A 25,594-nucleotide genomic window follows, 5' to 3' on the forward strand; every position below is an offset into this window, starting at 1 on the left:
CTGTCGTGGTGACAAGCCTGCTGTGCTCGACGATGATTCTCACGCGCTGACCGGGTTCCTCATTTGAGCGTCGGCTCCAGCAAGAGTGAAAGCCAGTCGTCGGAGGACATGACGACGCAGCGCGGCTCGAACGTGGCGGCGGGCGCTACGGCGGCGTTCGTCGCAACGGGCGACGGTACACCCGGCAGCGGCAACGTCACGATTGCCGGTTCGAACGTGAGCGCGAACGACGTGCTGCTGGCGGCGAAGCACCAGGTGGACGTGGTCAACACCACGAACACCGATTCGACGCGCAGCTCGAACAGTTCCAGTAGCGCGAGCATTGGCGTGCAGTACACGCTGGGTGGCGGCTTTGGTGTGTCGGCCGCGATGGCGAACGCGCATGGAGATGCGAACAGCGACGCGGCGATCCAGAACGCCTCGCACGTGAACGGCGCGAACAGCGTGACGGTGATCTCGGGCAGCGACACGAACATCACCGGCTCTCAGGTCAACGGTGGCAAGGTGATCGCGGACGTGGGCGGCAACCTGAATATCGTGAGTGTGCAGGACGTGACAAAGAGCGCCGCGCACCAGAGCAGCGCGGGCGGTGGTTTCACGATCAGCCAGGGCGGTGGCAGTGCGAGCTTCAGCGCGCAGAACGGGCATGCGGATTCGAACTATGCGGGCGTGAACGAGCAGGCGGGGATCAATGCGGGTAGTGGTGGCTTCGATATCAGCGTGAGGGGGAACACCGCGCTCACGGGTGCGGTTATTTCCAGCGCTGCGGATGTGGAGAAGAACAGCTTGAGCACCGGCACGCTCACATACAGCGATGTGCAGAACCACTCGCACTACGATGCGACGAGTAACGGCATCAGTGCGGGTGTGGGGATTGCAAATACGGGCAAGGCGGTAGGCCCCGGCTCAGGGTCGAACAGGGGCGGCGTAGCACCGATGTTGCCGCAGAGCGACAGCGGAGCGGCGGATGCGACCACGCGCAGCGCCGTGAGTGCAGGTGCGATCACTGTGACGGACGGGGCAAGCCAGAGGCAGGACGTGGCAAATCTCTCCCGGGACACGACGAACACGAACGGTACTGTGTCGAAGCTGCCTGACGTGAGCGCCCTGCTGAACGAGCAGGGCGACCGAATGAACGCCGCACAGGCCGCAGGGCAGGCGGTGGCGCAGCGCATCGGGGACTACGCGGACGCGCAGGCCAGGGCGACGGGTGACCCCGCGTGGGCCGAAGGCGGCAATAAGCGTGCGGAGATGCAGGCGGCGGGCGCGGCGGTCGTAGCGGGCCTGGGCGGCGGCGTGGGCAGTGCTGTCGCGGGTGCAGCAGGCGCGGGTATTGGCTCGAAGCTGGGGGGCGAGTTGAACAAGCTCAGTGATTCGATTGCTGCGTCGAACCTGACCGGCGATGCGAACATGAACGCCGCGCTTGGCAACATCGTGGCGAACGTGGTCGCGACGGGCGCGGGTGCGGCAGTAGGTGGCGCGGGTGCGTTTGGCAGTTCGACCGTGGATCTTTACAACCGGCAATTGCACCCTGACGAGCGCAAGTGGGCGAAGGACAACGCGGGCAAGTACGCGCAGATCTACCAGGACCAGACCGGGCGAACGATCACGGAGGATCAGGCGCAGCAGATGCTGCTGGCCAATGGTTATCGTCTGGTGGATGCTGCGGCGAGCAAGGGGCCGGGCGGAGACACAACGGCAATCCAGTACATCAGCCAGAACGGTGGCGGTCTGTTCGTCAAGGATCAGTACTACAACGATCCGTTGAAGTTTGGAAACACGGATGGTTCGCTGACACTCGAACAGAAGGCACTGCCTGGTGCGATTGCGAATCCGAAGGCAGGTCTAGCGATAGCGGGTGGTCTGGTGACGGCGGGTCTTGCCCCTGAAATCGTTGCTGGTGCATCGAATGGCGCAGCGTATGCACAGGACCTGTTTGCTGCGTATAAAGCGGCACAGGCAGGCTATTCTCTAACGACAGCGGCAGCGACCGGTGCAGCCGCATCGGGTACGCTTTACACAGGTGGTGCCGCAGCGGGAGCGTACGTCGATTATCGAAAGAATGGATCCGACTTTATGGACAGCTTCGACCAGCGCTTTTCTTACGCCGGCTTGGCAACGGCTGCTACGTTTGGTGCGTACAGTAGTATGTTCACCACATCAATGTTCAATTGGGCTGGGATTCCGAACTCGATTCAGAACATCACAACCGTTCCAGGAATCGTAATTCGTGGAACCAAGCTTGCATTAGGGCAGACGGCTGGAAAAGCAGCGCAGGCTGCAGTGAAGCCCAGCGAATCCAATAAGGATTGAGGAGCATCTATGTCCGGCGAATTTTTAAATGGTCTAATCGGTGGCGTACTCGGTCCCGTGTTCGGAAAAATACTCGGTCGATTCAGGCTTTGGAAGGTATTTGCGGTGTGTTTTTTCTCGATCTATCTGGTGATTTTCTTGATCGGCGCGCTTTACGTTGGGCCTAAGCAGGCGTTCTTTGAACTGCAGCAGTTCGTTCAAGCTCGCGCTTTGTTGATCTTTGCCGGGATATCTGGGGGCGCTACGCTCGTTGCTTTCTTAGGGCGCTCGACAAAACCTGCCTTGAATGACATTGGTGAAAATAGCGCGGCGGCAGCGAGCGAATCTAAGCATGATCTGGGAGACAAGCGGGGACGTTCGAAAAACAGTTGACTGCGGGTGGTGACGCAAGGGGGTGTTCTCAGCGTATGAAGCGCGGGCGGTGGCTTCACGATTAGCCAGGGCGGCGGCAGTGCGAGCTTCAGCGCGCAGAACGGCCATGCGGATTCGAACTATGCGGGCGTGAACGAGCAGGCGGGGATCAATGCGGGTAGTGGTGGCTTCGATATCAACGTGAGGGGGAACACGGGCCTGAAGGGAGCGGTGATTTCCAGCGCGGCGGATGCGGAGAAGAACAGCCTGAGCACCGGGACGCTCACGTACAGCGATGTGCAGAACCGCTCGCACTACGACGCGACGAGCAACGGGATCAGCGCGGGCGTGGGGATTGCAAATACGGGTAAGGCGGTAGGCCCCGGCTCAGGGTCAAACAGGGGCGGCGTAGCACCGATGTTGCCGCAGAGCGACAGCGGATCGGCGGATGCGACTACGCGCAGCGCCGTGACTGCAGGCACGATCACTGTGACGGACGGGGCAAACCAGAGGCAGGACGTTGCAAATCTCTCCCGGGACACGACGAACACGAACGGTACTGTGTCGAAGCTGCCTGACGTGAGCGCCCTGCTGAACGAGCAGGGCGACCGAATGAACGCCGCACAGGCCGCAGGGCAGGCGGTGGCGCAGCGCATCGGGGACTACGCGGACGCGCAGGTCAGGGCGACGGGTGACCCCGCTTGGGCCGAAGGCGGCAATAAGCGTGCGGAGATGCAGGCGGCGGGCGCGGCGGTCGTAGCGGGCCTGGGCGGCGGCGTGGGCAGTGCTGTCGCGGGTGCAGCAGGCGCGGGTATCGGCTCGAAGCTGGGGGGCGAGTTGAACAAGCTCAGTGATTCGATTGCTGCGTCGAACCTGACCGGCGATGCGAACATGAACGCCGCGCTTGGCAACATCGTGGCGAACGTGGTCGCGGCGGGCGCGGGTGCGGCAGTAGGTGGCGCGGGTGCGTTTGGCAGTTCGACCGTGGATCTTTACAATCGACAATTGCACCCCGACGAGCGGCAATGGGCGAAGGACAACGCGGGCAAGTACGCGCAGTTCTACCAGGACCAGACCGGACAGACGCTCACGGCAGACCAAGCGCAGCAGATGCTGCTGGCAAGCGGCTATCGGCTGGTTGATGCCGCAGCGAGCGCTGGACCGGCGCCGGACGGTAACAAATACGCAACGGCGTTCATCAGCCAGAATTCCGGGAGCAATATGTTCCGGGCCACCTCCGCGGAGTACAACAGTCCGTTCCTCTATGGCAATGCAGATCATTCGCTGACGCCAGAGCAAAGAGCACTGCCCGGGCACGAAGCGAATCCTGCGCTGGGTCTTGCGATTGCTGGTGCTCTGGCTGCGCCTGCGGTGCTTCCGGCATTGGCGGCGATTCCCGGTGCGCCGATCTTCGGGATAGATGGAGCGTTGGGATCGGGTGCATTGGCCTCAAAGGCTGGAACGGGCGCGATCAGCGCGGCAATCAATGCAGGTTCCCAATACGTCCAGAATGGAAATATCAATTGGTTGGATGTAGGGGGTTCGTATGCGACTGGCTTTATAGGCGCGTATGACCTTGGAGGGGCATATAAAAATCTCGCATGGAATGTCCTTGTGAATGCGGTTAACGGGGGCGGGACGACTGCGATCAAGAACACCATGAATGGAACGAGTGACAGCATTGCGTTTGGAGCATTCAGTGGAGCGACCGCTTCTGCTCTCGGTTTTGGAGCAGGCAAGATTGCTGACGCCGGGTTTGGCAGTCTCTTGCGTCCGACAATCAATGGCAATCTGGCTTGGTCGAATGTCGGCCAATGGGCTGGCCCGTCAGGGTTGAATATATTCGGGCCGAACAACTGGGCTACCGCCGGTGCGTCCATCGGTGGAAGCATTGGGGGAGAGGCCGCGGGAGCGGCTATAAATGGGACAAAGAGCCATATGGAGCGCCAGAAATGATTCGGCTTCTATTGTTTTTTGCGCTTGCTTTCGTCGCATCGATACTCTGCGTCTCTCTAATTAAGGTTGTGAGCGTATACGCAGCCGAAGTGTTTTTTGATGGCAAATACCAGTGGAGCTATGAAGACGTTCGTTTTATCTTAATTCGCGGCTCACTTATGGCGTTTGCCTTCTGTGTGCTCGGGTTGATTCGGTATATCAAAATCAGGAAAAACATCTAGAAAATGGGGCTGCTAGCGGACCGCTTCAACCGGCAGCTTCATCAGGACGGTAAGGCGCGGGACTGACGTACAGCGATATCGCGAACCACTCGCACTACGATGCGACGAGCAACGGCATCAGTGCGGGCGTGGGGATTGCAAATACGGGCAAGGCGGTAGGCCCCGGCTCAGGGTCGAACAGGGGCGGCGTAGCACCGATGTTGACGCAGAGCGACAGCGGATCGGCGGATGCGACTACGCGCAGCGCCGTGAGTGCAGGCACGATCACTGTGACGGACGAGGCAAACCAGACGCAGGACGTGGCAAATCTCTCCCGGGACACGACGAGCACGAACGGTACTGTGTCGAGGCTACCTGACGTGAGCGCTCTGCTGAACCAGCAAGGCGACCGCATGAGCGCTGCACAGGCCGCGGGGCAGGCGGTGGCGCAGCGCATCGGGGACTATGCGGACGCGCAGGCGAGGGCGACGGGTGACCCCGCTTGGGCTGAAGGCGGCAACAAGCGGGCGGAGATGCAGGCGGCGGGCGCGGCGGTCGTAGCGGGCCTGGGCGGGGGAGTGGGCAGCGCTGTCGCGGGTGCAGCAGGCGCGGGTATCGGCTCGAAGATGGGGGGCGAGCTGAACAAGCTCAGTGATTCGATTGCGGCGTCGAACCTGACCGGCGATGCGAACATGAACGCCGCACTTGGCAACATCGTGGCGAACGTGATCGCGACGGGCGCGGGTGCGGCAGTAGGTGGGGCGGGCGCGTTTGGCAGTTCGACTGTGGACCTGTACAACAGGCAATTGCATCCAGACGAGCGGCAATGGGCGAAGGACAATGCAGGCAAGTTCGCGCAGTTTTATGAAGGCCAGACTGGACAGACGATCACGACCGATCAGGCGCAGCAGATGTTGCTGGCGAACGGCTATCGGCTCGTCGATGACATGGCAAGCAAGGGCCCGGGCGGCGATCCTCTAGCTGTACAGTTTATCAGCCAAAACGCCAGTGGCTTGTTCAATGCTACTCCCGCTGAACGGGCGAACCCCGGGCGGCTGGGTGGACCGTTGACGCCTGAGCAACCTGCATTGCCCGGTTACGAGGCGCATCCGCAGGTTGGTATGGCGGTCGGCGCTGCGGTTGGTATAACAACCCTTGGAGCCGTTGCTCCCATCGCAGCTACAGCGTGGGGACTAGGTGCGTTGTACGACTATTCGGGCGACGCACTTAGTCGCGCCCTTGGCCTTTCGAATGATGATCCTAACGTCGGCAAGTCACTTATGGTTGGAGGAATTACTGCTGCCATTTCGGCGTTGTCTCTTCCGCTCGGAGCGCTAGGCAAAGAGGCCGGGATCGCGGGTAAGGTTGTCGTAGGCGGTTATAACGCGGCTGTAGCGGGGGTCGGTAGTTTCGGCGCAACCGCAGTCGCAGACTCTGGAAGCCCTGATCTCGCTGCCGGCGTGGGAATCGGGTCGAACGCACTTGGTGCATTGATGACGGGCATGATGCCTGGACCACTCGGTAACTTTTTGAAATAAATCAGGTTCTGGCGGGTCCGGCGCAAAGTGCAATCTCAAATGCATCGAAATCAGAGGGGAAGAATTGATCGCGAAAAGCAAGCGAAAAATCGTCTGGCGAAAGGCGCTTACTGCCTATGTTGCCGCTTGTGCGCTACCAATGTTCATTTTGGCAGTCTCCTTGGTGAAAGGTGCGGGTTGGCGTCCTGTACTGGTCGGATTGCCCGCTTATCTAACGTTCTTTGCGGCGATCACATATCAATTGGTCAAGGAACTTCGTGCGTTGGAGCGCGACGTCGAATCCAACTCATGAATCGATTGATCGCGTACCCATTCGATCTATTAACGCAAGGCGGAGCAGCGTCCATCATGGGATTGTCGCTTTTCCGGTGTCAACGTGTTTGGCGGTACGGCGGCGTTCGTCGCAACGGGTGACGGTACACGCGGCAGCGGCAACGTCACGATTGCCGGTTCGAACGTGAGCGCGAACGATGTGCTGCTGGCCGCGAAGAACCAGGTGAACGTGTTCAACACCACGAACACCGATTCGACGCGCAGCTCGAACAGTTCCAGTAGCGCGAGCATTGGCGTGCAGTACACGCTGGCCGGCGGCTTTGGTGTGTCGGCTGCGATGGCGAATGCGCACGGAGATGCGAACAGCGACGCGGCGATCCAGAATGCTTCGCACGTGAACGGCACGAACAGCGTGACGGTGATCTCGGGCGGCGACACGAACATCACCGGCTCGCAGGTCAACGGTGGGAAGGTGATCGCGGACGTGGGGGGCAACCTGAACATTGCGAGCGTGCAGGACGTGACGAACAGCGCTGCCCACCAGAGCAGCGCGGGCGGTGGTTTCACGATCAGCCAGGGCGGTGGCAGTGCGAGCTTCAGCGCGCAGAAAGGCCATGCGGATTCGAACTATGCGGGCGTGAACGAGCAGGCGGGGATCAATGCGGGTAATGGTGGTTTCGATATCAACGTGAGGGGGGACACGGACCTGAAGGGCGGCGTGATAACGAGTGCGGCCGACGCAGCACAAAACAGCCTGACGACCGGGACGCTGACGTACAGCGATATCGCGAACCACTCGCACTACGATGCGACAAGCAACGGCATCAGTGCGGGCGTGGGGATTGCAAATACGGGCAAGGCAATCGGGCCAGGCTCGGTGAGTGGTACGCCCGCTGTGTCACCGATGATGAGCCAGAACGAAAGCGGCGACCAGAGCGCGACGACACGCAGCGCGATCAGCGCGGGCACGATCAACTTGATCGACGCCGCGAACCAGAAGGAGGACATCGCGAGCCTGTCGCGCGACACCACAAACACGAACGGCATGGTTGCGAAAACGCCGGACGTGAACAGCATCCTGAACCAGCAGGCCGATACGATGCAGGCCGCACAGGCGGCGGGCCAGGTGGTGGCGCAAGGCATCGGCGCGTATGCGGAAAACAAACAGGAGACTGCGCAGGCAGCGGCTGACGCGGCGCAGGCTGCGGGCGACATGGACGGTTACGCGAAGTACCAGGCCGAGGCGAGTTCGTGGGCCGAGGGTGGGGACAGCCGGATAGCACTGCACATTGCCGGAGGAGCGCTGATCGGTGGTCTTGGCGGTGGCAGTGCCTTCTCAACCATCGGCGGTGCGGCGGGGGCGGGTCTGGCTGCGAAAATGGCGGACCAACTGGAGCAGATCTCGAAGGGAGTGGGATCGGCAACGGGTTCCGAACTGCTCGGCAATCTGGCTGCGAATGTTGTGGCGGGTGTCGGCGGTGCGCTGGTCGGTGGTGGAGCGGGAGCCGCCACGGCATCGAACGTCGAGCTGTATAACCAGGCCATGCACCGGAAAAAGAATGATCTGGTTGCGCAGGTGTGTAGTGGCATGAGCCCATGCAGTGAATTGCTGGTGACGGCAGCGGTCAATGCACAAGGAGCAAATGCGGAGGCGGCTGCGGGCACTCTCCAGCCCAATTACGCGACGGTCGGTGCGGGTAGCCTGTCAGGTTCAGTGGGCAGTGCGGTCAACCTTTACGATGGTACGGTCTATACGTCATACAGCGTTAGTCAGTCGTTTCCGCCTGCATCATGGGCGCCAGGCGCAACAGCCACGCTTGGTTGGATTTGGGGTGCGCGTGATGCGTCGTCGACGAATGCATTCATGAATGGAGATGGAAACCAGGTTTACGTTTCCGTTCCCTTTGGTAGAGTTAATTTGATGGGTGCTGTTACCCACGCTTATGGCGGCTCAACGGCTATTGAGGTAGGCGTAACGTCGCCGGGAGGAATTACGGCGGGTGTGGTGCCTTGGAGTCATTCGACTCCGCTCAACGAGAAGAAGTGACGATGGAGGAACACGATGCGAGGTCCAACGGACGAAGAATGGAAGCGCATGACCCCGGAGCAGAAGACGGCCTATAAAATATTTATTGGCGTTGCCCTTTGTATCTTGGTTCTAGTCTTTGCAAAGAAATTCTTCTTCTAAATTTATACGGCTAGAGCGACAAACCGAGCAGTCTGAAACAACAAACCCAGCCTTCGAGCTGGGATTGTTGTTTTGGGGGCATCAGAAGTGCTCGGGCGAGATGGTGAGGCAGTTGTTGCGGTAGTCGAAGGACAGGCGCATGGGTTGCCGAGGTTCAAAGCCGGCGCGTTGCAGGTAGAGGTCAGCGACCTGCGTCCACGGCATGAAAGCCTCAGTGGGTGGCGCGAGGTCGTAGTCGTGCGTCGTGCGCAGTGTCACGCAGCGGCTGTGCTGCGCGTGCGCAGGCGATAAATGTCGCTTAAGATTGGCCTCAGCCATGATCAGTTCCTCCGGGGAGCTGGTGGTGGTCAGCGGGCGGTATGGGTTGCCGCCCATGCGGCCCGCGCTTCGTTTGCGGTCCTGCGGTGCTTCCTTCTACACGCTGGCCGGCGGCTTTGGTGTGTCGGCTGCGATGGCAAATGCGCACGGAGACGCGAACAGCGACGCGGCGATCCAGAATGCTTCACACGTGAACGGCACGAACAGCGTGACGGTGATCTCGGGCGGCGACACGAACATCACCGGCTCGCAGGTCAACGGTGGGAAGGTGATCGCGGACGTGGGGGGCAACCTGAACATCGTGAGTGTGCAGGACGTGACGAACAGCGCGGCACACCGGAGTAGCGCGGGCGGGGGCTTCACGATTAGCCAGGGCGGCGGCAGCGCGAACTTCAGCGCGCAGAACGGCCATGCGGATTCGAACTATGCGGGCGTGAACGAGCAGGCGGGGATCAATGCGGGTAATGGCGGCTTCGATATCAACGTGAGGGGGAACACGGACCTGAAGGGTGCGGTTATTTCCAGCGCTGCGGATGTGGAGAAGAACAGCTTGAGCACCGGCACGCTCACATACAGCGATGTGCAGAACCGCTCGCACTACGACGCGACGAGCAACGGGATCAGCGCGGGCGTGGGGATTGCAAATACGGGTAAGGCGGTAGGCCCCGGCTCAGGGTCAAACAGGGGCGGCGTAGCACCGATGTTGCCGCAGAGCGACAGCGGATCGGCGGATGCGACTACGCGCAGCGCCGTGACTGCAGGCACGATCACTGTGACGGACGGGGCAAGCCAGAGGCAGGACGTCGCGAATCTCTCCCGGGAGACAACGAACACGAACGGTACCGTGTCGAGGCTGCCTGACGTAAGTGTCCTGCTGAACCAGCAGGGGGACCGAATGAACGCCGCACAGGCCGCAGGGCAGGCGGTGGCGCAGCGCATCGGGGACTACGCGGACGCGCAGGCCAGGGCGACGGGTGACCCCGCTTGGGCTGAAGGAGGCAACAAGCGTGCGGAGATGCAGGCGGTGGGCGCGGCGGTCGTAACAGGCCTGGGCGGCGGAGTGGGCAGTGCTGTCGCGGGTGCAGCAGGCGCGGGTATTGGCTCGAAGATTGGGGGCGAGTTGAACAAGCTCAGTGATTCGATTGCGGCGTCGAACCTGACCGGCGATGCGAACATGAACGCCGCGCTTGGCAACATCGTGGCGAACGTGGTCGCGACGGGCGCGGGTGCGGCAGTAGGTGGCGCGGGTGCGTTTGGCAGTTCGACCGTGGACTTGTACAACCGGCAGCTGCATCCGCAGGAAAAGCCGCTCGCGAAGCAGCTGGCCGACGGGAGCGGCGGAAAATATACGGAGCAGCAGATTGAAGACCAGATGCGCATCATGGGCGGCACGGTTGGCGGGGATCAAGAATCGGGCGCAGCGGCGACCCTGATCGGCCAGACGCCGACGGACTCGGGGGCAAAATGGATATCGGGCGGTACGACGGCAGACGGCAAACCGATCCTGACGCAGATCACGGTGCAACCGAATCCGGAATTGCAGAGCTACATCTTGGCGAATTCTGCATCGGCGCAGAATGGTGTGCCGAACATCGTCTATGACCAGACCGGAAACAAGGGTTATACGTTCAACCTGACGGGGCCGCTCACGAAGTTCGATCAATCAGATCTAAACTACGTGCGCAGCACTACTGCAGGCGCGACTTCGATGATTTCCAATACTGCCGGATGGGTTGGTTCCACTGCGGCTACCGCTGCAACAACTCCGTCCCCTCTTGCGCCAGTTTTCGGCCAGATTGCCTTTGGAGCTACTGTGGTTGGTACCGCTGCTGACGCGGTATCGCAATTGGCGCAGCCGAATGTTGGTCAATACACGTATCAAGGCGCGGTAGCGCTTGGTGGGCAGGTCGCGGGGGACCATTGGCCGGCGGCGTCATTGATTGTAAACGGGGTTACCTCAATCGTTAATAATTTGCCGAGCGCAAGTGACATACAGAATTGGATAACCAGCGAATCGAATTCGATTTTTAGTTCTAGTCCTAAAGGTGCCACAAGGTGAAACTCATCGAAGAAGGCAATTTCTCTGGCTGGCTGCGCATCACGATGTTTGTTGCTGGACTGGTAGTCTTTGCGGGTAGCTTGGCGCTCGACTGGTTGCCTCGATGGGCGAGGATGACCGGTTTTTTGCTCGGATTTGGATTAATGGCGCTAGGAGGATTTTCTAGCCGCGCGCATATGTTGCATATCAAGCCCTTCGATAGCAGCTACAAGAAGGCGCGCAAGAGCTACGAAGTGAAGGACCACGGGCAGGATAAGTCCTAACAGCAACAGACCCACGTGCAGCCGCATTTGCTGATTTGCTGGATCTGTACAACCGGCAGTTGCATCAGGACGGCAAGGCACAGGAAAAGACCCTCGCGAAGAAGCTGGCCGACGAAAGCGGTGGCAAGTACAGCGAGCAGGACGTGGAAAACCAGATGGCGATGATGAACCTGACGGTGAACGGCCAGACGGAATCGGGAGGTGTGCGGGTGGCTACCGGTGCACAGCCGCAGGACGGAACCGATTGGCAGCCCTACGGCGTGAACCAGGCTGGCCAGCAGGTGTGGGCGCAGAGCCTCGGGCCGGGAGATCCTGACTTGCAGGCGTATATCGTGAAGGGCGCGCAGGGCAGCGGTTTGTCGTATCAGGCGACCACGACCGGCTCGAACCCTGGATTGATCCGCGCGCCGGACTTTGTGAATTTCCAGGTGGATTACTTCGTGGGGAGTGTGTGGGGTACCTTTACACGTGACGGCAATTCGTTCTTTGGATATGGTGTGAATCTTGGTATTCCAAATTCCGTAGGCGCTGGTATTAATGTTTCCGCTGGCTATCTGAACACAACATCAGTCAGCCCTGGGCAGACGAATAACTTTGCCGGGGGATATGCCGGCGGTGGCTCTGCTCTATACGGTGGTTTGGGCGGCGGCATTATGGTGTCGCCTGGAAACGGGACTGCGACTGTCATCGGTTTCGGTGCGGGTACAAACGTAGGCAAAACCGATAATCCTGTATCAGTGGGCTGGGGCTTCTCTAACGATCAAGGTAAGACTGGAATCAGGTGGTAGCACTATGGGACCTTCGATTACATCAACGCCAAAAACTCGGACGCAAAAAATTATCTGGTGGTGTGCCTTCATGGCCATCATGGGCTTCATTGCGTACGTGATCGTAAAGAACGTGTTCTTTAGCTGAAACGCCAGGATACGCCCCGGGCAACGCGACGTTGAATAGCGGGAACAACGATAACGAGGCCGGCGGCAATGCTTCAGGCGATGTCAATTTGGCATCGCCTGATAGAACGACTCATATACTTACTGGAGATGCAACCGGCGGAGGCCATCAATGGCCAGGTGGCCCGGGTAGTCCGTGTTCCCGGAGAATTGGCCGGCTTCGAAGATTGTGGACACAGTCTCGGATATCGCTACGGACCCGACCATTGCTGAAACCGTTCAAGCCAACGGCAGAATAGTTAAGAATGGTATCCGTGATGGCATTGACATTCGTGTCGTAATCGAACCGGCTAGTAAGGGGGTCGGAATCGTCACGGCATTCCTAACAAATGTTCCGAGAAATCCTAAATGACGATGCAGCAAGAGCCTTATGGCGGGATTGAGCGACTGATGCGCGAATCTCTTGAACAGACCGGGAGCGAAATCTCCGAAAGTGACCGCAACGATGTATCGGAATACATTGACTTCGGCGAGTATGGCGTGGCCTATGAGCTGCTGACGTGCGTTCTTGACAAACTACAGATTGCCCATCCAGAGCCGTTGCTGGCTGCAGGAAAAATGATGGGTATGAGTAGCTGATGTGGATGGTGATAAACCCGGCCTAGGCCGGGTTTATTGTTTGCAGTGTCGTTTCGTGCGTGATGACGAGCCTGCCGTGCTGGACCTCGATCCTCACTTGCTGGCCTGCTTCAAAGCCCGCGAGTTCAAGCCAGCACCCCGAAAGCTTGATCCACGGGTAAAGCGGCGTCTCGGTGTGCCTTCGCGCATTGAGCCGCCGGTACCGCCACGATTGCTGGCTTCACGATCAGCCAGGGCGGCGGCAGCGCGAGCTTCAGCGCGCAGAACGGCCATGCGGATTCGAACTATGCGGGCGTGAAGGAGCAGGCGGGGATCAATGCGGGTAATGGTGGTTTCGATATCAGCGTGAGGGGGAACACCGCGCTCACGGGTGCGGTTATTTCCAGCGCTGCGGATGTGGAGAAGAACAGCTTGAGCACCGGTACGCTCACATACAGCGATGTGCAGAACCGCTCGCACTACGATGCGACGAGCAACGGCGCCAGTGCGGGCGTGGGGATTGCAAATACGGGTAAGGCGGTAGGCCCCGGCTCAGGGTCGAACAGGGGCGGCGTAGCACCGATGTTGCCACAGAGCGACAGCGGAGCGGCGGATGCGACCACGCGCACCGCCGTGAGTGCAGGTGCGATCACTGTGACGGACGGGGCAAGCCAAAGGCAGGACGTGGCAAATCTCTCCCGGGACACGACGAACACGAACGGTACTGTGTCGAAGCTGCCTGACGTGAGCGCCCTGCTGAACGAGCAGGGCGACCGCATGAACGCCGCACAGGCCGCAGGGCAGGCGGTGGCGCAGCGCATCGGGGACTACGCGGACGCGCAGGCCAGGGCGACGGGTGACTCCGCATGGGCCGAAGGCGGCAGCAAGCGTGCGGAGATGCAGGCGGCGGGCGCGGCGGTCGTAGCGGGCCTGGGCGGCGGCGTGGGCAGTGCTGTCGCGGGTGCAGCAGGCGCGGGTATTGGCTCGAAGATGGGGGGCGAGTTGAACAAGCTCAGTGATTCGATTGCTGCGTCGAACCTGACCGGCGATGCGAACATGAACGCCGCGCTTGGCAACATCGTGGCGAACGTGGTCGCGACGGGCGCGGGTGCGGCAGTAGGTGGCGCGGGTGCGTTTGGCAGTTCGACCGTGGACTTGTACAACCGGCAGATGCATTCCGAGGAGAAGACGCTGGCCAAGCGATTGGCGGACAACAGCGGTGGCCTGTACACCCAGACACAGGTCGAGGAACAGATGCGCATCATGGGAGTTTCCACTGATGGAAATCATGAGTCAGGGGCACCCGAGACACTGATCGGACAGGCCCCGAGCGATTCGGGAGCGCGATGGATTTCGGCTGGAACGACTGCCGACGGCAAGCCCATCCTGACGCAGGTCACCGCACAAGCCGATCCTGAATTACAGGCCTACATTCTGGCGAACTACAACTCGACATCGCGGGGCGATGTGCCGAGCCAATTCACCTATGACCGACCGACCGGCACGGGTTCGTGGAACATCTCGGGACCCTTTACGAAGTTCGATCAGTCGGATACGAACTTCGTACGCAGTACAACGGCGGATGGGGCGTCGATGATTTCGACGAATGCGGGACGAATCAGCGCAGCAGCCGGTGCTGCAGCTGCAGTTCCCGGCGTGCACCAACCCGCCGCAGCTTCGTTGGCAGCCGGGTCAGGGATGGTTGGCTTGGTAGCCGATGCCGTTGCTCAAATAATCAGACCGGACCCGGCTGCCATGTTCAAGGATGACATCATTATTGGCGTGCCGAGCAGCATTTTGGGGGATCGGTATCCTATGCTAGGTCCAGTAATCAACGAAGTTGGCGAGTACCTGAAGGGGGTGACTAGCAAATGAAACTATTGCAAGAAGGAAACCTAGCCCAACCACTTCGCGACGTGTGCATAGTGCTCGGATTGGCGCTGATATGGGGAAGCGCCTTTTTCATCAAAGACTTAGCTAATCCCTTGCTTTGGATATGCGTGTCAATCGGTACATTATTGGGCGGTGTCGGCGGCGCGTGTCATTTAGCCAGCAAGGCGGGTATCAAGCCCTTCGACAATAGCTACAAAAAGGCGCGCGACAGCTACACGGCAAAGGACGACAGACAGGAATGGCGAGAATGAATGAAACAGAACTTGATAGGGTCGCGATCGAGGATAGCTTTGCCGTCGCCCAAGTTGCGCTCTACCTATTTGCGATTCATCAGGTGGTGTTCACGCTGATGACTGTCACCGCGGGCGGTTCCGCTCGGCATCGCTCCGCAGGCATCGACAATGCAGCGCCTGTCGGCGACTACAAATGCGGCTGTCAACGTGCTTTGCTTTGCGGTGGGTTACATGCTGCTGGCGAGGTGTCTGAATCGATGCACGCCTCTGCTGTGGCGCATTGCGTTGGGCATATTCCTGCTCAACACAGGCGGCGGTGCACTAGCTATAGTAGCTCAACCCAACCTCTATCCAGCTTTGACCTGCGGTCTTTCTGTCGCCGGTGCGATCTCGGTATGGAACGGGCGCGGAGTGATCAGAAGGTGTGAACGTCTGGACCCGATCCGCAGACCTCTGCAACCGGCAGCTGCATCCAGAGGAAAAGACGCTAGCGAAGCAATTGGCCGATGGGAGTAACGGGAAATACACGCAGGCGCAGATCGAAGACCAAATGCGCATCATGGGTGTGAGCGCCAATGGCACGTACGAATCAGGCGCACCCACCACGCTGGTCGGGCAAACACCGACGGACTCGGGCGCACAGTGGATATCGGGCGGTACGACGGTGGACGGCAAGCCGATCGTGACGCAGCTAACGGCACAGGCTGATCAACAGTTGCAGTCGTATATTCTGGCGAACTACAACAGCACTTCGCCGGGCCAGGTTCCGAGTCAGTTTACGTACGCGTTGACGGGTAACAGCGGGTCGACCAACCTGACGGGGCCGTTCACGAAGTTCGATCAGTCGGATGTGAACTTCATGCGCAATACGACGGCGGATGCGGCGTCGTTGGCTTCGACCACTGCGGGGAGATTCGGAGCAGCAACTGCGGCAGCGGCAGCAATTCCGTCACCCTACTCGCCCGGGTTGACTACAGCGTCATACGTTGCAACGGTGGCCGGATGGTTAGCGGGAGGGCTCGAGCAAGCGGCGAGACCGAATCCCAGAGGTTACGTTTCCGATAGCCTGGTCGACACGGGTAACTTCTTTGTATCCGATCGTCTGCCAATGCTCGCACCAGCTTTTAACGAGACGGCAGAAAAAGTCAAATCATCGGATTGGATGCAACAACTTAAAAAGTAAATGATGCTCAAAGAAAAGTTCATTCGTAATGGAAATTTCACCCCCACAGTGAGGGGAGTGTTGTGCGTTGTTGGTATAGCTATTGGTATCGCTGGCTTAAAGTACGATCGCTCTCTGCTAATCGCCCTTGTCGGGCTTCTAATTGCTGCAGTGGGTGGTTACGCGAGCCGTGCTCATATGCTTGGCATCAAGCCCTTCGATAACTCGTACAAGAAGGCGCGCGAGAGCTATAAAGTCGAAGACGATAAACAGGATGAACCGAAATGAACGGAACGACATTCGACGAGGTAACCATTAGGGCAATTTTGCCCTCGCACAGATGGCACTCTATCTGTTTGCGCTTCTGAAAGTGGCGGCTGTACTAATGACGGCAACAATGGCAATCTGGCTTGGTCGAATGTTGGCTGATGGGCTGGCCCGTCAGGGGTGAATATATTCGGGCCGAACAACTGGGCTACCGCCGGTGCGTCCATCGGTGCGGCAAGCCGATCGTGACACAGATGACCGCGCAGGCGGATCCGCGATTGCAGGAATATATCCGCGCTAACTACAACTCAGCTTCACCGGGCGAGGTGCCGAGCGTGGTTCAATATCCGCAAATGTCCGCCGCCGGGTCGATCAATATCACGGGGCCGCTAACGAAGTTCGATCAGTCAGATGTCAACTTCATGCGTAATACGACGGCAGATGCCTCTGCGATGGTTTCAACCAATGCGGGACGGTTTAGCGCGGCGACCGCCGCTGCAGCCGCAGTGCCCTCCCCATATTCACCTATATTTGAGGCGGCTGCCTATGTAGGTACAGTTGTCGGAATTGGTGCAGACGCGGTTAGTCAAGCCATCCGTCCTGATGTGGGGCAATACTGGACGAATAGTGGCAGCGCCATGATTTCCGATCGTTTCTCTTCGAGATATCCGCTCGCGAGTCCCGTAATCAATGAAGCCGCAAACGCATTCAATACCAGCACTTTTTCCCAAAAAATTCAGGATTTCGTAAATGCATCGTGGAATAGCTTCGTTACTGAGCCGGTGAAAAAGTGAAAATTATAGACGACGGTAATTTATCCGGTTGGGCATGTACCATGCTAATCGCGGTTGGCATTGGGATTTCATACGTAACGTTCAAATGCGCACCTCCCTCAATCTGGAGCGCTTTCTTGGCGCTATTTGGATTCGTTCTTATGGCGGTTGGTGGCCTATGTAGTAGGGCCCGAATGCTACACATTAAGCCCTTCGACAACAGGTACAAAAAGGCGCGCGACAGCTACAAGGCCAAGGACGACAAACAGGAATAGCGAGAATGAATGAACCAGAACTTGGCAGGGTCGCGATCGAGGATAACTTTGCCGTCGCCCAGATTGCGCTCTACCTGTTTGCGATTCTGCAGGTGGTACCCACGTTGATGACTGCCACCGGGGCGGTTCCGCTCGGCATCGCTGCGCAAACCTCGACAATGCAGCGCCTGTCGGCGACGACAAATACGGCCGACAACCTTCTTTGCTTTGCGGTGGGTTATGTCCGCTGGCGCGGTGTCTGAACCGCTGTACACCACTGGTGTGGCGTATTGCGTTGGGCATATTCCTGCTCAACACAGGCGTCGCTGCACTAGCGATTGCCGCTCAACCCAACCCCTATCCAGTCTTGACTTGTGGCCTTTCTGTCGCCGGCGCGATATCGATATGGAACGGGCGCGGAGTGATCAGAAGGTATGAAAGTCCGGACCCGATCACCTGACCTTTACAACAGACAACTCCACCCTGATGAATACGCGCTAGCGAAGAAGAATGCGAAGCTCGTTGCCGATAAGCTGGGGATCAGTGTTCAGGAAGCGGAAGGCCGAATCATAGCGGAAATCCTGCGAAATTCCGATAAGCAGACGGCGGAAGCTTCGGGCGGCAAGCACGACTGGGAAATCCGCAGCATCGTGGGTTGCCAGAACTTGAACTGCGATGGCTAGCCACGCCGGGGACACCGGGGTATGCGCCCAGTAATGCGACGCTTAATAGTGGGAACGGTGATGACACAAACAGCGGCGATGGCGATAAGAGTACGTTCTGGTCTTCAACAAAGGACAAGACGTCAGTTGAAAATGCCTACGGCCATTCGACGAAACACGGTGACGAGTTCCCTGAGTATCAAAACTCGGTGCAATACGTTCAGGCAGCACAGGACTTCGTGAACAATCCACCCGATGGGACGCTTACCAAGACACGACCCAATGGTGATACTTTGTATTACGATCCAGCGACGAACACGTTCGCATCAAAAACCAAAGACGGTGCGCCAAAGACGATGTTCAAACCGGCGGCTGGAATGGACTACTGGAATAAACAATGATGCAAGAGAAAGAAAGTCGCTTACCGTGCCCATGCTGTGAGAGCCTGACAATTGGTGTACGAGACGATTATGAAATCTGCCCTGTGTGCGGCTGGGAAGACGATCCAGTGCAATCAAGTGACCCCACATTCGCAGGAGGTGCCAATCAAAGCAGCCTGAATGAGGCCCGTAAGCATTGGCAGACAACAAAAACCAAGGTGCATTAAAAGCAAACGCGGCCGGGTTCACTGTTTATGGGGTGGTTCCGTCCGGCGTAATGACGAGCCTGCCGTACTGGACCTCGATCCTCACGCGCTGGCCGGGTGGGAAGCCGGCCTGTTCAAGCCATATGCCGGCGATGCGCAGCCACGGGAAGAACGTAGGCGTTCGCCAGTACCTGCTGGGTTCCGGTGAAGGTCGCCAGCGCATGAGCTGCTGGACGGTGGCGCGGCGCTCGGGACGAGCGGGCGATGCATTAAGATCGGCGTCAGCCATGAACAGTTCTCCATGTGAACTGGTTGCGGTCAGCGGGCCGTATGGGCCGCCACCCATGCGGCCCGCGCTTCGATTACTCGCCTTCAACGGAGCTGCCACTGCGCTAGGCGTCGGCGCTGGGTTGATATTCGGCGAAACCGTCAATATTGGAACTGTCATGACCACGGACAAAGCAGGATGAAATGGTGATGTGATGCCTGTTTCCCGTTCTCGTATCCTGATCGATCGCGTCGCAGTCGAGTTGCATGCTTGATCGTCTTTACAACGATGACGGGTTTAATCGATTACGTCGTGGTGAAAAACATCTTCTTTGGTTGAAACAACCACCACCACCGTAGTCGGGTGTTCCCTGTAGTCACCAGAAACAAATGAACTCGCATGATTCGTAGCAACCAGCCGCCACACGCGAACCGCTATCTCAATAATTCAGGACTCCAGAAATAACAGGGTGTAATTTCCAACACCCCATCATCACGATGAGAATCCGAAAGAAGTTGGCCGTGCTGCTGCTCACAGCCCTGGCCACACTCGCGCCCAACGTGCCGGCACAAACCTTGGGCGGCATGGAAACCGAGCAAATGCAGCAACAGCGCCTCGACGCGCAGCAGCGCGAGGCCACCGTCCAGGCACCCGCCGTGCGCTCGGCCGTGCCGCAGGCGCAGGCGTATCCCGACCTGCCGCAGGAGACGCCTTGTTTCCGTATCGAGACATTCACGCTCGACGTGCCGCCCGGACTGTCCGACGCGGTACGAAAGCAGGGCGCGTCCGCGCTGCCGCAGGACCCGTTCGCTTTCGCGCTCGAATGGCTCGGCCACTACCAGGGGCAATGCATCGGTAAGGCCGGCATGGACGTGCTCGTGAAGGGCCTGCAACAGGCGATCCTCTCGCGCGGCTACATCACCACGCGTGCGCTGATGCCCGAGCAGGACCTGTCCTCGGGCGTCATGCGGTTTGCGCTCGTGCCTGGTGTCGTGCGCCAGGTGCGGTTGGCCGAGCCGTCGATGTGGGGCACATGGAGAACGGCATTCCCCACCGGCAGCGGCGAGCTGCTGAACCTGCGCGACCTCGAGCAGGGTCTGGAGCAGATGAAGCGCGTGGCGAGCCAGGACGCCGACATGCAGATCGAGCCAACCGGCGCGCCCGGCGAAAGCGATGTGATCGTGACGCTCAAGCGCAGCAAGCCGTGGACGTTCGTCGCCTCGGTGGACAACTCGGGCACCGACGCCACGGGCAAGTGGCAGGGCAACGTGAGTCTTGGCATCGACAACCCGCTCGGGCTGAACGACATCTTCACGGTCGGCGCGAACCAGGACCTCTCGTTCGGCAACAAGTCGCTGGGTTCGCACGGTTTCAATGGCTCGTATTCGGTGCCGTGGGGCTACTGGACGGCCACGCTCTCGGGCAACACGAACACCTACTACCAGAACATCGCGGGCGTGAACCAGACGTTCGTATCGAGCGGCAATTCGCAGACTGCCGCGCTGCGTCTCGCGCGTGTCATCGCGCGCGGCCAGAACGATGTCCTCGGTGGCTATATGCAGCTCTCGAAGCGGTTTGGCGACAGCTTTATCGATGACACGACCATCCCCACGCAGGCGCGCAACAACACGTTCCTCGAACTCGGGGTGACCGATCGTCATTACTTCGGCGCGGCACAGTTCGACGGCACGCTGGCGTATCGCCAGGGTATCGGTGGCTTTGGCGCGACACCGGATCCGTACACGAACGGTCCCACGTATCGCTTCCACATGGCGGTGCTCGACGCCAACCTCTCGGTGCCGTTTGCCATCGGCGCGCAGCGCTTCGCTTATGTGGGAACCGTGCACGGCCAGTTCACCAACGACACGCTGTTCTATATCGACGACCTGACCATCGGCAGCCGCTACACCGTGCGCGGCTTCGACGGCAACACGATGCTGGCCGCCGAGCGCGGCTTCTACTGGCGCAACGAGCTGCAATGGTCCGTGTTCCAGACGGGGCAGACGCTCTACGCAGGAGTTGACTACGGCCACGTGTTCGGGCCGGGTACGGCGTTCCTCGCGGGTACGCAGCTCGCGGGCGCAGTGATTGGCGTTCGCGGCGGGATCCCGATGAAATACGCAGGCTTGAGCTATGACCTTTTCATGGGAACGCCAATTTACAAGCCTCGTGGTTTCCCAACTTCACGCCTGACGGTCGGCGTGCAGGCCACCGCACAGTTCTGACAAATCGCCCCGTCGTCGTGCGTGAGTGGGCCGCGTTGCCCGGTGTTAAGCTACGCCAACACCATCCCCCTCACGACCATGGACTACATCGACAGCCTGCGGATCTTCCGCTCCGTCGTCGAGGCACGCAGCTTCACGCGTGCCGCGGACATGCACAGCCTCACCACGCCCGTCGTCTCGCGTGCCATCGCGCGCCTCGAAAAGCGCCTCGGCAGCCGGCTCTTTCATCGCAGCACGCGCGCGGTGTCGCTCACCGAGGCGGCTGAGCGCTTCTACGAAGGTTGCTGCCGCGTGCTCGACGACCTCGACGCGCTGGAGGCCGACGCCACCGTGCAAACGCGTGAAGCGAGCGGCGTGCTGCGCCTGGTCGCGCACACCACGGCCACGGTCAATCGCCTCGTGCCGCTCATCGCCAGCTTCAAACGCGCGCATCCCAAGGTGACGCTCGACGTGATCCTCACCGAGCGCCCCGTCGACCTGATCGCGGACGGCTACGATCTCGGCCTCGTGCTGCCGTTCATGCTCAACAACGAATCGACCGTCACGCGCCTGCTCGAGCGCATTCCGCTCGCGCTCGTCACGACGCCTGCGTATCTCGAAGCGCATGGCACGCCGAAGCATCCTGCCGACCTCGCCAACCACGTGTTCGTGCCGATGCCGCCTTCCATGCGCAAGCCCGTGATCGCGTTTCGCGTGGGCGAGGAGGAAGTCGTCGTGCCGTTGCATCACGAAATCGCCTCGAACAACCCCGAGTTCAACCGCGCGATGGTGCTGCAAGGCTTCGGCATCGGCATTCTCCCCACCGCGCTTGTCGGGGAGGAACTCGAGGCGGGCAAGCTCGTGACGGTGCTCGACGATTTCCCGCTCATCGACATGCAGATCGAGATTCGCCTCGCCTACACCACGCGCACGCTGCTGCCGGCGAAGGTGCGCGCGTTCATCGACCACGCCACGGCGTTTTTCGATGACGTGACGCACGAGACACCCTCCGAAATGAAGGCGGATTGAAAGGTTGGCGGCGATTATTGTCGCCGCGTCCATAATGTGATGCGGCGCATAAGCCTTGTTCGCGGCCTGACTGCCGACTAATCTGTGCATATGCACATCTATCAGTCACCCGAGCACGACGATTGCTTTGCCGTACGCCAGGCCGCGCGGCATCTGTCGCAGCTTTACGAGCGGCACCTGAGCGCGGCGGGCCTCACGCCCACGCAGTTCAGCATTCTCGGCGCGCTGGGCCGCGCGTCGAGCCTCACGATGGCGGAACTCGGGCGCTCGATGGTGATGGAGCGTACCACGCTCGTGCGGGCCTTGCGGCCGCTGTTGCGCGGTGCGCTCGTGGCCGATGCGCCGGACCGCGGCGGACGCCGCCGCCGCCTCGCGCTCACGCAAGTGGGCCGTACGCGGCTCGACGCGGCGCACGAACACTGGCGCGCGGCGCAGGACGAATTCGAGCGCCGCTTTGGCGCACGACGCGCCGCGTGGCTGCGGCGCGAGTTGTTTCGCATCACTCGGGCGGTTTAGTGTTTTCGGTCGGGTTTGTGGGTTGCGTCGCGCTTCTTCCCATCGCGGCGCTTTTTTCATCTTTAGCAGTGTATATGCACAGGTAAACGTCATGTCGAGTCCTTCCACTTCCGTCGTGGTCGAGCCGACGCAAGCGAGAGAGCGTACGCGCATCTCGCGCATGCGTCTCGCGCTCGGCGCGGTCGCTCTCGTGCTGGCGGCCGCCGCCGGCTACTGGTTCTTGGTGCTGCGCTTCGTCGAGACCACCGACGACGCCTACGTCGGCGGCAACGTCACCGTGATGGCGCCGCGTGTGAGCGGCTTCGTCGCCGAGATTCCCGTGCAGGACAACCAGCGCGTGCACGCGGGCCAGGTGCTGCTGCGTCTCGATTCGCGCGACTATGACGCGAAGCTTGCCCAGGCCAACGCGGAGCTAGCGAGCGCGCGCGCCGCGGTCGACGAGTTGCAGGCGAGGCGCACGTTGCAGGAAGCGGTGATCAACCAGCACCAGGCCGAAGTGCGTGCCTCGAACGCGGAACTTACGCGCAGCGGCCAGGACCAGACGCGCTACCGCGAGCTGGTGAAGGACGACGCAGTCTCGAACCAGCTGGTCGAGCGTGCAGATTCCGACTACGCGAAGGCCCAGGCGTCGGTTGCGCAAAGCGGCGCGGCGGTGCTGGCGGCGCAACGCCAGCTCGACGTGCTGGCCGCGCAGATCAACGACGCCCAGGCGCGTGTCGCAACGGCCGAGGCCAACCAGCGCCTCGCGCAACTGAACGTCGAATACACGACCTTGACTGCGCCCGTGGACGGCTACATCGGCAATCGCACGGCGCGGGTGGGCACGCTTGCCAACGTGGGCGCGCCGCTGCTGACCGTGGTGCCCGCCACGGGCCTGTGGGTGGACGCGAATTTCAAGGAAGACCAGTTGAAGAAGATGCACGCGGGCGACCGCGCCGACGTGACGCTCGACGCGGCCAGCGGCACGCTGCACGGCACCGTGGAGAGCCTCGCGCCCGCCACGGGTGCGACCTTCAGCGTGCTGCCGCCCGAGAACGCCACGGGCAACTTCACGAAGATCGTGCAGCGCGTGCCGGTACGCATCCGTGTCGACGCGAATGCGCCGGCTGACTTGCAAGCCGCGCTGCGCCCCGGTCTTTCGGCGACCGTGAAAGTGCATCTCACGCAAGCGCATTGAAGAGGCGACGACGATGAACGCCACGACCAGCGTCGACCCGACACTCGCTCCCCATCTTCAACCGATGGCGCAACGCGCTTTCGCGTTCGCGCTGATGTGCATCGGCTTCTTCATGGCCACGCTCGACATCCAGATCGTCGCTTCGTCGCTGCGCGACATCGGCGGCGGTCTTTCCGCGAGCCAGGACGAGCTGTCATGGGTGCAAACGGCTTATCTGATTGCCGAGATCATGGTGATTCCCATGTCAGGCTGGCTCTCGAAAGTGTTCTCCACGCGCTGGCTCTTCGCGGCCTCCGCGGTGGGCTTCACCATCACGAGCATGCTGTGCGGCCTCGCCTGGGACATCAACTCGATGATCGTGTTTCGCGGCCTGCAAGGCGCGCTCGGCGCGGCGATGATCCCCACCGTGTTCACCACGGCCTTCGTGCTGTTTCCCGGCAAGCAGCGTCTCGTCGCCTCCACGACGATTGGCGCGCTCGCCTCGCTCGCGCCCACGCTCGGGCCCGTGATTGGCGGCTGGATCACCGATCAATGGTCGTGGCATTGGCTGTTCTATCTGAACCTCGTGCCGGGTATTGCGGTGGCCGTGCTGGTGCCGAAGTACGTGAACATCGACAAGCCCGATCTTTCGCTGCTCAAACGTGGCGACTATCTCGGCATCGTGCTCATGTGCGGCTTTCTCGGCTGCCTCGAATACGTGCTCGAAGAAGGCCCGCGCAAGAACTGGTTCGGCGACGACGTGATCGTTGCCTGTACGTGGATCTCGGCGATCTGCGGCTTTCTCTTCATCGTTCACGCGCTCACGGCGAAGGACCCCATCGTCGATCTGCGCGCGTTGCTCGTCCGCAACTTCGGCATTGGCAGTCTGCTTTCGTTTGTTACGGGCATCGGCATTTTCGTGGCCGTTTATCTCACGCCGCTCTTTCTCGCGGAAGTGCGCGGCTACAGTTCGCTGCAGATCGGCTTGTCGCTGCTTTCGGTGGGTGTGTTCCAGTTGCTCGCGCTTGGCGTCTACGCCTTTGCCACACGCTATTTCAGCATGCGTGCGCTGATGCTGTTCGGGCTGATCTGCTTCGGGGTTGGCTGCTATCTGTATGTGCCGCTCACGCACGACTGGGGCTGGCAGCAGTTCCTCGTGCCGCAGGCGCTGCGCGGCATCGGCCAGCAGTTCGCCATTCCGCCCATCGTCACGATGTCGCTCGGCTCGCTGCCGCCTTCGCGGCTCAAGTCGGCAAGCGGGCTCTTCAACCTCATGCGCAATCTGGGCGGCGCGATCGGCATTGCCGTGAGCGCGACGATGCTCAACGACCGGCTCAACTTCCACTATCTGCGTCTGAACGAGAGCGTGACCGGCGGCGCGCCACAGGTGCAGCTGCTGCTGGCGGGCCGCACCGCGTACTGGTCGTCCGTGGCGGGCAATGCCGTCGATGCCGCCGAAGCGGGGCTCGCGCAACTGCATGCACTGGTGCTGCGCGAAGCGCTCGTGATGACGTTCTCCGATACGTTCTTCGTGCTCTCGCTTTGCTTCCTGGTCGCCATTGCGAGCGTGGCGTTCTCCAAGCCGATTTCGCTGGGCGGCCCGCCGCCCGACGCCCATTGA

The 25,594-nt window shown here is 60.3% G+C and carries 24 protein-coding genes and 5 pseudogenes; 26 read left to right on the forward strand and 3 right to left on the reverse strand.

The window, feature by feature from the left end; genetic code table 11:
* Nucleotides 1-63: 63 nt before the first annotated feature.
* From AB4Y35_RS01810 to AB4Y35_RS01835, 6 genes and pseudogenes are all read left to right on the forward strand, one after another.
* Nucleotides 64-2,313 (forward strand): annotated as a pseudogene (locus AB4Y35_RS01810) (hemagglutinin repeat-containing protein); the annotation flags it as partial.
* Nucleotides 2,314-2,322: 9 nt separating this feature from the next.
* Nucleotides 2,323-2,685, forward strand: coding sequence for a hypothetical protein (locus tag AB4Y35_RS01815; RefSeq protein WP_368703108.1), 363 nt, complete (start codon nt 2,323-2,325; stop codon nt 2,683-2,685).
* Nucleotides 2,686-2,724: 39 nt separating this feature from the next.
* Nucleotides 2,725-3,663 (forward strand): annotated as a pseudogene (locus AB4Y35_RS01820) (filamentous hemagglutinin); the annotation flags it as partial.
* A gap of 1,426 nt (nt 3,664-5,089) precedes the next feature.
* A complete protein-coding gene (locus tag AB4Y35_RS01825; RefSeq protein ID WP_368703109.1) occupies nt 5,090-6,358 on the forward strand; it encodes a hypothetical protein in 1,269 nt (422 codons plus the stop codon).
* 64 nt (nt 6,359-6,422) lie between these two features.
* Nucleotides 6,423-6,650, forward strand: coding sequence for a hypothetical protein (locus tag AB4Y35_RS01830; RefSeq protein WP_368703110.1), 228 nt, complete (start codon nt 6,423-6,425; stop codon nt 6,648-6,650).
* 90 nt (nt 6,651-6,740) lie between these two features.
* Nucleotides 6,741-8,678: pseudogene (locus AB4Y35_RS01835) on the forward strand (hemagglutinin repeat-containing protein); the annotation flags it as partial.
* A gap of 222 nt (nt 8,679-8,900) precedes the next feature.
* Here the strand turns inward: AB4Y35_RS01835 and AB4Y35_RS01840 are convergent.
* Entirely contained in the window at nt 8,901-9,137 is a 237-nt protein-coding gene (locus AB4Y35_RS01840) for a hypothetical protein (RefSeq protein ID WP_368703111.1), read from the reverse strand.
* Between the two features lie 112 nt (nt 9,138-9,249).
* On the opposite strand from AB4Y35_RS01840, the pseudogene AB4Y35_RS01845 reads away from it, so the two are divergent.
* The 5 genes and pseudogenes from AB4Y35_RS01845 to AB4Y35_RS01865 all read left to right on the forward strand — a co-directional run.
* Nucleotides 9,250-10,464, forward strand: a pseudogene (locus AB4Y35_RS01845) (hemagglutinin repeat-containing protein); the annotation flags it as partial.
* Nucleotides 10,465-11,192: 728 nt separating this feature from the next.
* Complete coding sequence (locus tag AB4Y35_RS01850; RefSeq protein WP_368703112.1) at nt 11,193-11,459, forward strand: hypothetical protein; 267 nt, start codon at nt 11,193-11,195, stop codon at nt 11,457-11,459.
* Between the two features lie 35 nt (nt 11,460-11,494).
* On the forward strand, nt 11,495-12,247 hold the full coding sequence (locus tag AB4Y35_RS01855) for a hypothetical protein (RefSeq protein WP_368703113.1): 753 nt from the start codon (nt 11,495-11,497) through the stop codon (nt 12,245-12,247).
* Nucleotides 12,248-12,548: 301 nt separating this feature from the next.
* On the forward strand, nt 12,549-12,764 hold the full coding sequence (locus AB4Y35_RS01860) for an EndoU domain-containing protein (RefSeq protein WP_368703114.1): 216 nt from the start codon (nt 12,549-12,551) through the stop codon (nt 12,762-12,764).
* On the forward strand, nt 12,761-12,991 hold the full coding sequence (locus AB4Y35_RS01865) for a hypothetical protein (RefSeq protein ID WP_368703115.1): 231 nt from the start codon (nt 12,761-12,763) through the stop codon (nt 12,989-12,991). Before AB4Y35_RS01860 ends, AB4Y35_RS01865 begins: the two co-directional genes overlap by 4 nt.
* Nucleotides 12,992-13,013: 22 nt before the next feature.
* Here AB4Y35_RS01865 and AB4Y35_RS01870 read toward each other — a convergent pair.
* Nucleotides 13,014-13,145 (reverse strand): annotated as a pseudogene (locus AB4Y35_RS01870) (SymE family type I addiction module toxin); the annotation flags it as partial.
* A gap of 140 nt (nt 13,146-13,285) precedes the next feature.
* Here AB4Y35_RS01870 and AB4Y35_RS01875 point away from each other — a divergent pair.
* From AB4Y35_RS01875 to AB4Y35_RS01920, 10 genes are all read left to right on the forward strand, one after another.
* The gene (locus AB4Y35_RS01875) at nt 13,286-14,845 is read left to right on the forward strand and encodes a hemolysin (RefSeq protein ID WP_368703116.1); all 1,560 of its coding nucleotides are present in this window, start codon (nt 13,286-13,288) and stop codon (nt 14,843-14,845) included.
* On the forward strand, nt 14,842-15,114 hold the full coding sequence (locus AB4Y35_RS01880) for a hypothetical protein (protein ID WP_368696535.1): 273 nt from the start codon (nt 14,842-14,844) through the stop codon (nt 15,112-15,114). The genes AB4Y35_RS01875 and AB4Y35_RS01880 overlap by 4 nt, the downstream gene beginning before the upstream one ends.
* Nucleotides 15,111-15,524, forward strand: coding sequence for a hypothetical protein (locus tag AB4Y35_RS01885; RefSeq protein ID WP_368703117.1), 414 nt, complete (start codon nt 15,111-15,113; stop codon nt 15,522-15,524). Before AB4Y35_RS01880 ends, AB4Y35_RS01885 begins: the two co-directional genes overlap by 4 nt.
* Complete coding sequence (locus AB4Y35_RS01890) at nt 15,521-16,279, forward strand: hypothetical protein (protein WP_368703118.1); 759 nt, start codon at nt 15,521-15,523, stop codon at nt 16,277-16,279. Before AB4Y35_RS01885 ends, AB4Y35_RS01890 begins: the two co-directional genes overlap by 4 nt.
* The gene (locus AB4Y35_RS01895; RefSeq protein ID WP_368703119.1) at nt 16,280-16,546 is read left to right on the forward strand and encodes a hypothetical protein; all 267 of its coding nucleotides are present in this window, start codon (nt 16,280-16,282) and stop codon (nt 16,544-16,546) included. It begins immediately after the preceding gene.
* Between the two features lie 224 nt (nt 16,547-16,770).
* Nucleotides 16,771-17,319, forward strand: coding sequence for a hypothetical protein (locus AB4Y35_RS01900; RefSeq protein ID WP_368703120.1), 549 nt, complete (start codon nt 16,771-16,773; stop codon nt 17,317-17,319).
* Between the two features lie 259 nt (nt 17,320-17,578).
* Entirely contained in the window at nt 17,579-17,815 is a 237-nt protein-coding gene (locus tag AB4Y35_RS01905; RefSeq protein ID WP_368698957.1) for a hypothetical protein, read from the forward strand.
* 171 nt (nt 17,816-17,986) lie between these two features.
* On the forward strand, nt 17,987-18,235 hold the full coding sequence (locus tag AB4Y35_RS01910) for a hypothetical protein (RefSeq protein WP_368703121.1): 249 nt from the start codon (nt 17,987-17,989) through the stop codon (nt 18,233-18,235).
* On the forward strand, nt 18,208-18,615 hold the full coding sequence (locus tag AB4Y35_RS01915) for a hypothetical protein (RefSeq protein WP_368703122.1): 408 nt from the start codon (nt 18,208-18,210) through the stop codon (nt 18,613-18,615). The genes AB4Y35_RS01910 and AB4Y35_RS01915 overlap by 28 nt, the downstream gene beginning before the upstream one ends.
* On the forward strand, nt 18,615-18,821 hold the full coding sequence (locus AB4Y35_RS01920; RefSeq protein ID WP_368703825.1) for a CPCC family cysteine-rich protein: 207 nt from the start codon (nt 18,615-18,617) through the stop codon (nt 18,819-18,821). The genes AB4Y35_RS01915 and AB4Y35_RS01920 overlap by 1 nt, the downstream gene beginning before the upstream one ends.
* A gap of 25 nt (nt 18,822-18,846) precedes the next feature.
* Here AB4Y35_RS01920 and AB4Y35_RS01925 read toward each other — a convergent pair whose 3' ends face one another.
* Nucleotides 18,847-19,089: a SymE family type I addiction module toxin gene (locus AB4Y35_RS01925; protein WP_368703123.1), complete on the reverse strand. Its 243-nt coding sequence runs from the start codon at nt 19,087-19,089 to the stop codon at nt 18,847-18,849.
* Nucleotides 19,090-19,565: 476 nt separating this feature from the next.
* Here AB4Y35_RS01925 and AB4Y35_RS01930 point away from each other — a divergent pair, with 476 nt between their 5' ends.
* From AB4Y35_RS01930 to AB4Y35_RS01950, 5 genes are all read left to right on the forward strand, one after another.
* Nucleotides 19,566-21,293, forward strand: a complete 1,728-nt coding sequence (locus tag AB4Y35_RS01930; protein WP_368703124.1) for a ShlB/FhaC/HecB family hemolysin secretion/activation protein — start codon at nt 19,566-19,568, stop codon at nt 21,291-21,293.
* Between the two features lie 78 nt (nt 21,294-21,371).
* Nucleotides 21,372-22,301 carry a LysR family transcriptional regulator gene (locus tag AB4Y35_RS01935; protein ID WP_368693408.1) on the forward strand — a complete coding sequence of 310 codons (930 nt, stop codon included), beginning with the start codon at nt 21,372-21,374 and terminating at the stop codon, nt 22,299-22,301.
* 90 nt (nt 22,302-22,391) lie between these two features.
* Nucleotides 22,392-22,817, forward strand: a complete 426-nt coding sequence (locus AB4Y35_RS01940) for a MarR family transcriptional regulator (protein WP_342919254.1) — start codon at nt 22,392-22,394, stop codon at nt 22,815-22,817.
* Between the two features lie 91 nt (nt 22,818-22,908).
* Nucleotides 22,909-23,994 (forward strand): HlyD family secretion protein, encoded by a 1,086-nt coding sequence (locus AB4Y35_RS01945; RefSeq protein WP_368689200.1) that lies wholly within the window; start codon nt 22,909-22,911, stop codon nt 23,992-23,994.
* 64 nt (nt 23,995-24,058) lie between these two features.
* On the forward strand, nt 24,059-25,594 hold the full coding sequence (locus AB4Y35_RS01950; RefSeq protein WP_368703826.1) for a DHA2 family efflux MFS transporter permease subunit: 1,536 nt from the start codon (nt 24,059-24,061) through the stop codon (nt 25,592-25,594).

This window comes from Paraburkholderia sp. EG286A (genome assembly GCF_040965375.1).
GTDB lineage: Bacteria > Pseudomonadota > Gammaproteobacteria > Burkholderiales > Burkholderiaceae > Paraburkholderia.

Bases quoted from the DNA above. Each gene is read 5' to 3' on its own strand.
- AB4Y35_RS01815 (WP_368703108.1), top strand. From the start codon at position 2,323: ATGTCCGGCGAATTTTTAAATGGTCTAATCGGTGGCGTACTCGGTCCC.
- AB4Y35_RS01840 (WP_368703111.1), bottom strand. From the start codon at position 9,137: ATGGCTGAGGCCAATCTTAAGCGACATTTATCGCCTGCGCACGCGCAG.
- AB4Y35_RS01865 (WP_368703115.1), top strand. From the start codon at position 12,761: ATGACGATGCAGCAAGAGCCTTATGGCGGGATTGAGCGACTGATGCGC.
- AB4Y35_RS01880 (WP_368696535.1), top strand. From the start codon at position 14,842: ATGAAACTATTGCAAGAAGGAAACCTAGCCCAACCACTTCGCGACGTG.
- AB4Y35_RS01885 (WP_368703117.1), top strand. From the start codon at position 15,111: ATGAATGAAACAGAACTTGATAGGGTCGCGATCGAGGATAGCTTTGCC.
- AB4Y35_RS01895 (WP_368703119.1), top strand. From the start codon at position 16,280: ATGATGCTCAAAGAAAAGTTCATTCGTAATGGAAATTTCACCCCCACA.
- AB4Y35_RS01905 (WP_368698957.1), top strand. From the start codon at position 17,579: ATGAATGAACCAGAACTTGGCAGGGTCGCGATCGAGGATAACTTTGCC.
- AB4Y35_RS01910 (WP_368703121.1), top strand. From the start codon at position 17,987: ATGAAAGTCCGGACCCGATCACCTGACCTTTACAACAGACAACTCCAC.
- AB4Y35_RS01920 (WP_368703825.1), top strand. From the start codon at position 18,615: ATGCAAGAGAAAGAAAGTCGCTTACCGTGCCCATGCTGTGAGAGCCTG.
- AB4Y35_RS01925 (WP_368703123.1), bottom strand. From the start codon at position 19,089: ATGGCTGACGCCGATCTTAATGCATCGCCCGCTCGTCCCGAGCGCCGC.
- AB4Y35_RS01930 (WP_368703124.1), top strand. From the start codon at position 19,566: ATGAGAATCCGAAAGAAGTTGGCCGTGCTGCTGCTCACAGCCCTGGCC.
- AB4Y35_RS01935 (WP_368693408.1), top strand. From the start codon at position 21,372: ATGGACTACATCGACAGCCTGCGGATCTTCCGCTCCGTCGTCGAGGCA.
- AB4Y35_RS01940 (WP_342919254.1), top strand. From the start codon at position 22,392: ATGCACATCTATCAGTCACCCGAGCACGACGATTGCTTTGCCGTACGC.
- AB4Y35_RS01945 (WP_368689200.1), top strand. From the start codon at position 22,909: ATGTCGAGTCCTTCCACTTCCGTCGTGGTCGAGCCGACGCAAGCGAGA.
- AB4Y35_RS01950 (WP_368703826.1), top strand. From the start codon at position 24,059: ATGGCGCAACGCGCTTTCGCGTTCGCGCTGATGTGCATCGGCTTCTTC.